Annotated in this window: 12 protein-coding genes; 4 read left to right on the top strand and 8 right to left on the bottom strand. The window is 46.5% G+C overall.

Translation table 11 applies throughout. The annotated features are described in order from the left end of the window. Nucleotides 1–211: 211 nt before the first annotated feature. Nucleotides 212–712 carry a bifunctional nuclease family protein gene (locus tag ACRC32_RS08830; protein ID WP_015153061.1) on the bottom strand — a complete coding sequence of 167 codons (501 nt, stop codon included), beginning with the start codon at nucleotides 710–712 and terminating at the stop codon, nucleotides 212–214. Between the two features lie 321 nt (nucleotides 713–1,033). Between ACRC32_RS08830 and ACRC32_RS08825 the strand changes: the two genes are divergently transcribed. Then, the gene (locus ACRC32_RS08825; protein WP_438553609.1) at nucleotides 1,034–1,696 is read left to right on the top strand and encodes a riboflavin synthase; all 663 of its coding nucleotides are present in this window, start codon (nucleotides 1,034–1,036) and stop codon (nucleotides 1,694–1,696) included. A gap of 135 nt (nucleotides 1,697–1,831) precedes the next feature. Here ACRC32_RS08825 and ACRC32_RS08820 read toward each other — a convergent pair whose 3' ends face one another. Both ACRC32_RS08820 and ACRC32_RS08815 read right to left on the bottom strand, forming a co-directional pair. Next, nucleotides 1,832–3,112 (bottom strand): M23 family metallopeptidase, encoded by a 1,281-nt coding sequence (locus tag ACRC32_RS08820; RefSeq protein WP_438553608.1) that lies wholly within the window; start codon nucleotides 3,110–3,112, stop codon nucleotides 1,832–1,834. Nucleotides 3,113–3,258: 146 nt separating this feature from the next. Next, entirely contained in the window at nucleotides 3,259–4,056 is a 798-nt protein-coding gene (locus tag ACRC32_RS08815; RefSeq protein ID WP_438553611.1) for a biotin--[acetyl-CoA-carboxylase] ligase, read from the bottom strand. 146 nt (nucleotides 4,057–4,202) lie between these two features. On the opposite strand from ACRC32_RS08815, the gene pgeF reads away from it, so the two are divergent. Further along, nucleotides 4,203–5,069 carry a peptidoglycan editing factor PgeF gene (gene pgeF / locus ACRC32_RS08810; protein WP_438553607.1) on the top strand — a complete coding sequence of 289 codons (867 nt, stop codon included), beginning with the start codon at nucleotides 4,203–4,205 and terminating at the stop codon, nucleotides 5,067–5,069. 69 nt (nucleotides 5,070–5,138) lie between these two features. Here pgeF and ACRC32_RS08805 read toward each other — a convergent pair whose 3' ends face one another. Next, nucleotides 5,139–5,312: a DUF4278 domain-containing protein gene (locus tag ACRC32_RS08805; protein WP_438553606.1), complete on the bottom strand. Its 174-nt coding sequence runs from the start codon at nucleotides 5,310–5,312 to the stop codon at nucleotides 5,139–5,141. Between the two features lie 1,024 nt (nucleotides 5,313–6,336). Here ACRC32_RS08805 and bchI point away from each other — a divergent pair. After that, nucleotides 6,337–7,461, top strand: coding sequence for a magnesium chelatase ATPase subunit I (gene bchI, locus ACRC32_RS08800; protein WP_438553605.1), 1,125 nt, complete (start codon nucleotides 6,337–6,339; stop codon nucleotides 7,459–7,461). A 198-nt stretch (nucleotides 7,462–7,659) separates the two neighbouring features. Beyond that, nucleotides 7,660–7,974, top strand: coding sequence for a hypothetical protein (locus ACRC32_RS08795; RefSeq protein WP_438553604.1), 315 nt, complete (start codon nucleotides 7,660–7,662; stop codon nucleotides 7,972–7,974). 20 nt (nucleotides 7,975–7,994) lie between these two features. On the opposite strand, the gene ACRC32_RS08790 is transcribed toward ACRC32_RS08795, so the two are convergent. The 4 genes from ACRC32_RS08790 to ACRC32_RS08775 form a co-directional block, all read right to left on the bottom strand. Further along, the gene (locus ACRC32_RS08790) at nucleotides 7,995–8,414 is read right to left on the bottom strand and encodes a DUF309 domain-containing protein (RefSeq protein WP_438553603.1); all 420 of its coding nucleotides are present in this window, start codon (nucleotides 8,412–8,414) and stop codon (nucleotides 7,995–7,997) included. Nucleotides 8,415–8,554: 140 nt separating this feature from the next. Next, the gene (locus tag ACRC32_RS08785; RefSeq protein ID WP_438553602.1) at nucleotides 8,555–8,920 is read right to left on the bottom strand and encodes a ferredoxin thioredoxin reductase catalytic beta subunit; all 366 of its coding nucleotides are present in this window, start codon (nucleotides 8,918–8,920) and stop codon (nucleotides 8,555–8,557) included. Between the two features lie 142 nt (nucleotides 8,921–9,062). Next, the gene (locus ACRC32_RS08780) at nucleotides 9,063–9,410 is read right to left on the bottom strand and encodes a hypothetical protein (protein ID WP_438553601.1); all 348 of its coding nucleotides are present in this window, start codon (nucleotides 9,408–9,410) and stop codon (nucleotides 9,063–9,065) included. Between the two features lie 37 nt (nucleotides 9,411–9,447). Next, a complete protein-coding gene (locus tag ACRC32_RS08775) occupies nucleotides 9,448–9,993 on the bottom strand; it encodes an SWIM zinc finger family protein (RefSeq protein ID WP_438553600.1) in 546 nt (181 codons plus the stop codon). Nucleotides 9,994–9,997 lie beyond the last annotated feature (4 nt).

Genomic DNA, 9,997 nt, shown 5'->3' with positions numbered 1-9,997 from the left:
GCAATGCGCTATCAAACCTGGACGATCGCCGCTTACATTGTCGCCAAAGACTTAATGGAGAACCCGCAGCATTTAGAATGGATTACGTTTTGACAGTTATCACTTAGCGATCGCTCTTGACTCCTGTACGGGCGGGTTTTGAACGTAGATTTATTGCCTGAACTCGTCAATCTTTTGCTAAACCCGCCCCTACGATAACTGGTCACTGATTTCAGCCTGTACGAAACTCGCCACCTCCTTGAATCAAATCTTCTGGTCTAATGTTGGAGAGAAACTCTCGAAAAGCTTTTAGCTCAGCTTCATCTGCTTCGCGATCGACGGGAATTGAAGCATCAGCTACCACTTCCTCCATCACCCAGATCGGGCTATTCAGGCGTAGGGCGATCGCGATCGCATCGCTGGGGCGAGCATCAATTTCTTTTTTGACCTCACCCTGGCGGGCGCACAAAACTGCGTAAAACGTCCCATCCTGAATTGAATGAATGACTACTTTTTCCAAGGTCATACCCCAGACCTCTAGAATATTTACTATGAGATCGTGAGTTAGAGGTCTGGGAGGTTTTTGATTTTCTAAAGCGCCAATAATCGCCTTTGCCTGATCTTGATTGATGTAGATGGGTAATGCTCTACGCTCTTTACCGTCTTTCAACAGCACGATTGGACTGCGGTTGACCGCATCTAAAGCAATGCCAGCGACTTTCATTTCGATCATTTGCGTAGCCTCTAAAACTCTCTAGGCAAAGGGTAATTGGTAGATGGGGTTGAAGGTGTTTGATTCTGTATAGCAAAAATAAACATACTTTATAGCCTTACATAACAACTTTTCCGATCTGCTGGCAGCAAAGACAGAGAATAGCCCTTAGTTCTTTGCTGTACGATAGCCTATCCTAAGTATGCCCTGATTGTAAGCTGAATTTATGGATTTAGCGTGAGTAAATTTTGCCAGAATCAGTTGTCTAAATTGCATCCAAGACCGCTCGGATGAGACAAACTAGCTAAATTGGGCAAAATTATCGATTTTTGGGAGAAAACTGTGTTTACGGGATTAGTACAAGCTTTGGGTCAGATTCGAGCGCTAGACAACTATTATTATCAGATTACTTGCTCTAGCGACGAGAAAAATTTAATTTTGCCAGATCTCGCGCTTGGGGATAGCGTTGCGGTGGATGGAGTTTGCCTCACGGTCATGGAAATTCTACCCCAAGGATTTATCGCCGCAGCCTCGCCGGAAACCCTCCGCCGTACTACCCTGGGACAGCGCGAAGCGGATGCAGGATATGTCAATCTAGAAACCTCTTTGCGTGTCGGTGGTAAAGTGGGAGGTCATTTTGTCATGGGACACGTAGATGGAACGGGGTGCTTGGAAACGGTAGAAGAAACAGCTACCTCATGGGAAATGAGCTTTACTGCAACAGAAGCGATCGCCCGTTACATCGTTCCCAAAGGTAGTATTGCCATCAACGGTGTCAGCCTTACTATTGCCGATCTCGACCCTACTAGAAATTGGTTTAAAGTCGCCGTCATTCCCCATACATACGATTGCACTAATTTGCGCGATCTCCGCCCTGGCAGTTTGGTGAATTTAGAAGCTGATATTTTAGGCAAATATGTTGAAAAGCTGCTGAACTACAACTCTCCTCATCAAGCCAGAGAAGAGTTATCGCCAGCATTTTTAGTAGAACATGGGTATCTATGAAGGGTGAGGAGCGAGGAGCGTAGACGCGACAGCGGCTTCTCGGAGAGTGGAGCGAGGAGCAAGGGAGTAAGAGAGTGATGCCTGGTGCGTGAATACTTACGTCTTAAAACTTACGGCTTCTCCCATGTCTTTTCCCTAACCCCTCACTCCTAACTCCTCACTCCTGCTTACAGCGTTGCGATCGCCACGAAGTGCATTAACTAGCTGGACTACGGCAGATTCTAATTCTGCACCAGGATCGCGGGCAACTAAGCCATCCAAATCGACTTGCTTAATTTCAAAGTTGAATTGAGTACTGCTGGCGCTGGCGACGATCGCTTCGCGAACAGTGGCAGGCATCGCCGTTTCGTGACGCTCTGGTTGGGAGTTGGCTAAGCGGATAGCTTTATCCAATCGTGCTAGCCCAGTCTTCAAGTATGCTTCAGGATTGGCAACAATCCAACCGTTTGCAGTTAACTGTCGGGTCTCGAAGTGGAGGTGAGGACCTGTGGAATTACCCGTACTGCCAACCCGCCCGATGACAGTTCCCTGCGGAATTGTTTCTCCTGGAGAGACAAAGATTTCAGATAAATGACCGTAAAGGGTTTGGAGCGTATTTTTGTTGTGGTTGAGAACGACAGTTAAACCGTAGCCACCGACATAATCGGCAACTTCTACCGTACCTGGATAAGCCGCTAACACTGGCGTTCCCAGGGGCGCACCTATATCTGTACCAGAGTGAAAGCTGAAATCACCAAATAGAGGATGGACGCGCCAGCCAAAAACTGAGGTGACGGGAGAGGGAACTGTCAGTGGAAACATGAAATTTCCCTGTCCTTTGGCTTCGGGATCGCGGTATTGATAGCTGAGAACGCTACGCTGGGTTTTCAAGTTGGTCGCCACGCGAAAGCCTTCAGCAGTAATATTGATCGGTCCAAGCTGAATAGGTCTGATGCCGTTGGCAACCGAGTGGCGATCGAGCAGGGCGACGCTTCTACCAAAGTTTCTAGAACGAGCTAGTTGTCTCATCCGCTGCTGGCGGAGGCTGGGACGACAAAGGCTACTCAAACCAGGTCTAGCAACAGCCCGACAACCGGATATTCTGGATTTTAATACTATTGAGCTTGGTGCTTCGTAGCCAGTGGTAGCACCGAGGCTGTATCCTGTGGGGTCGATGTACGCACCACTGGGATCTGGAGCAGGATTATCAGGCAAGTTAGCCGATCGTCTGACAGGTGAAGTGTCTAGCTTTTGTCTCAGTTTTTGCCATCTCTCCGGTTTTACCGATTTTGAATTGACTTGTAGGTTGGGGCTGGGAGAGGTATCCAATGAATTGTCGATCGCAGCTTCTGGCTGAGCCAAGACTAAGTTGCCACCAAGCAAGCTAGAAATACTAATAAAACTGATAAGAAATATATGTTTGGAGTTAGTAGGCATAGTAACTGGTAATTAGTAGTTAGTCATTTGTCATTTGTCATTTGTCATTTGTCATTTGTTGGTGGCAAGTTGTAAGTTTTTCCCTGCTCCCTGCTCCCTATGACTTCCTTACGATCCAAACGAAATATTTATGCTTTGTCAAACAATTAGCCATCATAACCCAGACTCACAGCACCAGGGGGGAGATAAATTTCTGAATTGGGGCTGAAATTGTATGACTGAGAGTCAAGCCTGACTCGTAGTTCGCCGCGATCGCTAATACCAACTACAACGCCGTTTTGTCCTTCTACGGTGATGCGCTGTCCCATATTTATAAATAGCTTGTGGTAAGACGGCAGAAGAGTATCGATTCCCCCTGAGGAGCAAAACTTGTAACCTGAAATTGTGCCTTGTAGTGTCACAGCCACTAATGTTTCTAAGCAGTCAATTGCAGCCAAAGCTTGTTGAGATAAGAAAGATTGCAAACCGATCCCTGTGGCTGGGACAGGGTTAGCCCAGTTAATCCCGACTCCGACTACAGCATGAATAATTTTTTCATGTCGCACTTTTGTTTCTGTCAGAATCCCACCCAGTTTACGTCCTAGCAAAACTAGGTCGTTGTGCCATTTCAATTTTACGGGAACACCGCGATCGCCCAAAGCTGTTGCAATGCCCCAAGCAGTGGCTAAAGTCAACTGATAGCCGCAGTTAACTGGTAAGTTTGGCTCTAGGACTACAGATAAATATAAACCTCCTGCTGGCGAAGCCCACTGTCGTCCCCATTGTCCCCGTCCAGCTGTTTGTTGTTCGGCAATAATGACCGTTTCTGGTTTTGCCCCCTGCGCGATCGCATCCCAGGCTTTCTGGTTGGTCGAGGGTAGACTCTCGTAGACTTCTACAGCAAAATCCGCTTCTGCTACCATTGGAGCAAGAATTGCTAATAGCTTTTGTCGGTCTAGTGTCACGCTGGCAAGTGCAAACTGTGTCAATTAAGTTAGCATTAATTTGCTGAAAATAAACCTGTCATGCTGTGCTTTTACAGTAGATGGCAGTTTGGCTAATTTAGTTTCATTTTGTTTGCTAATTGTTTGCTAATTTTTAGATTTAATCCATGCATACTTGGGATTGGCGCGGTTGCGAAGGTTTTCTCTATCTATCCTGTAGCTTGTTAGAAGCATTTCCCCACGGTTTTTTTACGCGACATTTTCATCCTCATGCTCCCCACGACTTGACCTCAGCTTTACACCCAGAAGCCGAGGCTTATCGCGTCAAGCAGGTACATGGGAATGTTGTCGTGACTCCATCAGAGATGAGGGGTGAGGAGCGAGGAGCGAGGAGCGAGGGGTTGAAGAGAGTTGAGGCGGAGAAAGCAATCCCAAATCCCAAACCTCAAATCCTAAATTCCCCCATACTCCTCACTCCTCACTCCTCGCCCCTAGTTGAGGCAGATGGATTGCTCACAGAACAGCCGCTACAGGCAGTTTGGGTAGCGAGTGCCGATTGTACGCCTGTATTAATTGCCGATCGCCATACGGGACGAGTTGCAGCCGTTCATGCAGGCTGGCGGGGAACGGCGATGAAAATTGTGCCGCAAGCGATCGCTCGTTTGCAAGCACAAGGTAGCAAAATTCAAGATTTGCGCGTCGCTTTGGGTCCGGCGATCGCGGGGAGTGTCTATCAGGTTTCTCAACAGGTAGCAGCTGAAGTTGGAGCTAGCATCACTGCAACTGAAGCCAAAACCGAAATTCTCGACTTTTTAACTGAAATACCCAACTCCCCTTTATTACCCGACTCTCACCCAGAGAGAGTCCGGTTGGATATCCGGCGCGTTATTACCTTGCAATTGGAGCAATTGGGTATTAGTCCCGAACAAGTGGCGATCGCTCCTCACTGTACCTACCAAGAACCAGAACGTTTCTTTTCCTATCGTCGCGACAAACAGAAAAAAGTTCAATGGTCGGGAATTATTAGCCAATAAGGTAAGTCAAAAGTTAAAAGTCAAAAGTCAAAACTAACTATTCACCAATGACAAATGACCAATGACTAATTAATACGCTAAACCACGATATTTCAGATGCCGTGTCGGTTGTGGTGCGATCGCTTGTGTAGCTGGACGAGCACCAAAACTTACACCCCGATATTTTCCTACTAATTGTTTAGTGACTACTGGAGCTGATTGATTAGATTTGGTGTAAGCTAAACCACGATAAGAAAGTTGCATTTGTTACTTCTCCTTGAAGCAATATGTGTTTGATGAACGTGTAAATAAAACAAATTTGAATACAGTAGATTCCTTGCTAAAGTTGATTTCTGAAAAGATTTTGAACGCGATACAGATATTATGGAATTGCCAGAAATCCAGTGAAAAGAATTACCGTTGTCTTACTCTTAACTACCTCTCGATAATTCATAATTTCGGATTTGAAATTATGAATTTTTGTGACTAGATGCAAGTTGAAAGCGCCAATTCATTGCCCGTGGCTGCACGGACTCTGGGAAAGGGCGCGGCGTGGGTTCAAACTTTTGTCCAAGTTATGCAGTTGAGCTGAAAAAAACTTCTGAAACCGAAAATTAGAGTAGGGTTGGCAATGCCCACCCACCAGAAAAGTATCTGTTTTTCGTAATTATTTAGAATGGCAATACTGCTATTCTCAGCGAGATGAATTACACAAATCTGTGGAATGCATATCTGTGCGCCCCAACGAATTTATTTCACCTGCATGAGAAACACTATGTTACCGATTTCTATCTCTTACGCGCAGCTTGATGTTTATCCTCTGGTTTGTCAGCAGATAGCCTGCCTGTATCTTATGCAGTCCGACACGAGAAATCTGCTGAGGAATGTCACGAGTTACGCTCCACAAAACCGTTACATTTGTCATTTGGGCGAATAGAATTCGCGACTACACAATCGTAGACGCATAGCGGCTTGCCGTAGGCTAGTCCGCCTGCACGGATTGATGGAAAGTCAAGGTCTGAACCCTTGCCTTGCGGGTTTTGTCTGTGTAGCTGAGCCAGTGCGTTGCGGAGCCAGTTCGCAAGAGCGGGGGGAATCCCCGCTCTTGCGAACTGGCGTGGAGGTCTTCTCCGTTGTAGCAACTGGCGTGCGAATTCTATTTGCCTGCTGCAAGCTCTAGCACTGCATAACGTGTCACTGGCATTACTGCATTATGTGTCAATGGTGGCACTGCATTATGTGGCAAAATTAAAGACGGTGTTAAGAAAAAACTTTAATAGGTAATCCCGTGACAACTGCTACCGCTGCTCGTCGTGTCGTGTTTCCTTTCACCGCTATTGTGGGTCAGGACGAAATGAAACTCGCCCTTTTACTCAACATTATTGACCCGAAAATTGGTGGGGTAATGATCATGGGCGATCGCGGGACTGGCAAATCCACCACGATCCGCGCTTTAGCTGACCTATTGCCAGAGATTGAAGTTGTGGCAGACGATCCGTTCAACAGCCATCCTAGCGATCCTGATTTGATGGGAGATGCAGCACGGCAGAAATTAGAACAAGGTGTAGAAATTCCCGTCGCTAAGAAAAAAATTACTATGGTCGATCTGCCATTGGGAGCGACAGAAGACCGAGTTTGCGGCACGATTGACATTGAAAAAGCTTTATCTGAAGGTGTCAAAGCTTTTGAACCAGGACTGCTGGCAAAGGCAAATCGCGGTATTCTCTACGTCGATGAAGTTAACCTACTTGACGATCACCTTGTAGACGTATTGCTAGACTCCGCCGCCAGTGGTTGGAATACTGTAGAACGGGAAGGCATTTCGATCCGTCACCCCGCCCGTTTCGTTCTCGTTGGTTCTGGCAACCCAGAAGAAGGTGAATTGCGCCCGCAACTGCTCGATCGCTTCGGAATGCACGCGGAAATTCATACTGTAAAAGAACCAGCCTTGCGGGTACAAATTGTGGAACAAAGGTCGGATTTCGACCAAAATCCACTGCAATTTTCTGACAAATATCAGCCACAGCAACAAGCTTTACAACAACAGCTGATTAAGGCTCAAGAATTGTTACCTTCAGTACAAATGGATTACGATCTGCGGGTAAAAATTTCTGAAGTTTGCTCCGAACTTGATGTTGATGGCTTGCGGGGTGACATTGTAACCAACCGCGCAGCTAAAGCGATCGCGGCGTTTGAAGGTCGTACTGAAGTCACGGTAGACGATATTCGTCGCGTCATTACTCTATGCCTGCGTCACAGACTGCGGAAAGACCCCTTAGAGGCGATCGATTCTGGCTACAAAGTAGACAAGGCATTTAGCCGCGTGTTTGGCATTGAACCAACGACGGATGAAATGCCAGAAAAAACAGCGCAAGCTAATGGTATTGGACAAGCAGGCGGACGCTATCGCTAGCCTTAAATTCCTCATGTTTGAGCATTTTGACTTTTGTACGGGCGGGTTTGAACCGCAGAATCACTTGTTCTAGAACAGGTCTGCCCAAAAAACCCACCCTTACGAATGCTTGACTTTTGTACGGGTGGGTTTGAACCGCAGAATCACTTGTTCTAGAACAGGTTTGCCCAAAAAACCCGTCCCTACGACTTTTGAACTTTGACTTTTGACTTGCATATGAGAATTTGGCTAATTTGGTGGAACACTCTAGTTTTTTCTTGTCAGCACAATCCACCTCAGCTGATCGAAATGCTGATGTTATTGCTAGCAACTATATTACTGGGAACTTGGCTGATTTCACCCCACTGGTCTTACCAAGCATTAGCCTGGAGTTACTTAATTGGGGTATCAGCTTCCATGTGGATACGTGAAGCGATCGCCCCTACCTACCAAGCGCGTCCCACCCAAGTTATTGCCGTACTGTTATTTATCCTCAGCCTCTACGGTTTTGCTGACTTGTTTCAATATTTGTAGAAGCGAGTAGTCAAGTCTTCCTACAAAATCTCTGACTCAGCTGGTACGATTTTCGGCAGGGGCAAGGTAGAAGTTTCTGTTGCGATCGCCTCTTTACCCAATTGCCAAGTACCCACCTTTTCTGCACCCGCTTGCTGTAGTGTTTTTAATAAATCGGCGCTAGAAATTATCAATTCATCAACATCAATCCCGCTATAAGCACTAGGATACCTGTCTAGCCGCTTAATGCCTTCTCCTAATAAAATGACTGCCCCGTGCCAATTCTTATTACCCAGATGATAAAGCCCTACAGCAACTTGCAAAACTCCCTGGTAGAAAGTTTTTTCCGGTTCGGTTGCTTCCATCCATAAGGCTTCTAAGGTATCGTGACAGGCGTAGAACTGCCCTTGATTGAACTGTTCTACACCCTGCCAAAACTCCTCAGGTTCCTCTTGATTCAAGATTTTATCCCTCACACGCAATTGTTAGATCGGGGCGGGTTCATCCACTTTTTCTAATGGAAGTAGAGATTTTTAGTGAACCCACCCCTACTGTTCGTCAATGACAAATGACCAATGACCAATGACCAATGACGAATTAACTATCCCATGCTTTCTCGCACGGTTTTGATGTATTCTAGATCGATGTCCTGTTGTTCTCCAGCAAAGTCGTTGTCTGGAGTTAAGAACAGCATACAGTGACACTCTTTACGTTCGCGCATTGGTACACAAGGGCAATTCCAGAAAGTTGCGTGAACTTCTGCTTCCTTGTCTTCATAATGGCGACAGGGACATAAAGGCGCACCAAGATCGTCTTTGTGTTTGGCAAGCCCTTCCACCACTACAGCTGTCACGGAAGGATCGGCGCAAAAATATGTTCCCGTGCGCTTGGCGTAAGTCTGAGAGAACTGCCACATTGCCTCTAGGCTTTTCTCAGTCGATAGAGCGTTGTTTTCTGATGGGTTCATAACCTTTCTTGACGAATCTTTAAGTTTTGTTTACAAGAGCTGAAGCATTGTTTCTAGCATTTTAACAACATAGATGTTGCAAAAGTGAATATAAGTCGTAAGTTAAGAAGCCGCTAGTCACCAGTCACTATTCACCAGATGATTAAAGTTTTGCTTTGGACAACTCATCGTGTAACGCCCGTAAAGTAGGGTATTGAGAGCGCAGTTTCGTGATGTATTCCGTCCAATCAGATCGAGTGTTGCACGATTCACAGACAGCCTTGATTCGTTGTAAATGTTGGACGGCTTCTCGATAGGCAGAGCGACTTTTTTGCTCGATCGCCTGCGTAGCTAATTGTTTGTAAAGCGCGATCGCCATTTGGGGATGGGTAGTTTCGATTGCCTTGGCTAGGGGTTGGCGAAATCTAGACTGCTCCCATTGTTTGAGCTGGGGAAATAATTCTAGCACCCGCTCGATATTTTTCTCATAAAAGGCAATATGTGTCAGCAAGAGCAGCTGTTTGTTCTGCTGGAGTTTTTGTAGTACGTTATCTCGCAGTTGTTCCCGTGTAAGGGTTGTAAATCTGTGGCATCGCCTCCATATCTTCTTGACGTAGGGCGCGTTGCGCTTGACGGCGATAGATTGACAAATCCAGAGCTTTTCCTGGCTGCGGCTGAGCTGTAGAAAGTTCTACCAATGACAGTAAACTGGGATAACGCTGTACCATCAACTCAACTAGCTCGATCAAATCTTCGCGACTGCGAGTAGCAAGCATTTCGCTTAGGGGTGGTATGGCGTGAAAAGTGTCGGGCTGGTGGATGTAAGCCAGTAACAAAGCTATCTGATGCTTGCAGAGTCCGCCCCAATCGTAGGGGCAAGTACAATCAGCACTGACAACTCCCTGTTTGCCCAATTTGATGCGAGGCTGGTAAAGTTCGGAACCTTGACAATCTGCCCACAAGACTAAATCTTGACGCATTGGGTTGAGAATTCTGCCTTGGCGATAATAGCGATCGCCACGCTGAAAACTTTGCTCTGTCGCTAGTTTGCGAATTTGTGCTTCAGTCAGACGAGGTAAAGTCGCGATCGCCATATGC

The sequence above is a fragment of the Chroococcidiopsis sp. genome, from assembly GCF_051657925.1.
GTDB lineage: Bacteria > Cyanobacteriota > Cyanobacteriia > Cyanobacteriales > Chroococcidiopsidaceae > Chroococcidiopsis.
Note: the sequence above shows the minus strand (reverse complement) of the source record. Positions and strands in the feature narration are given on the sequence as shown.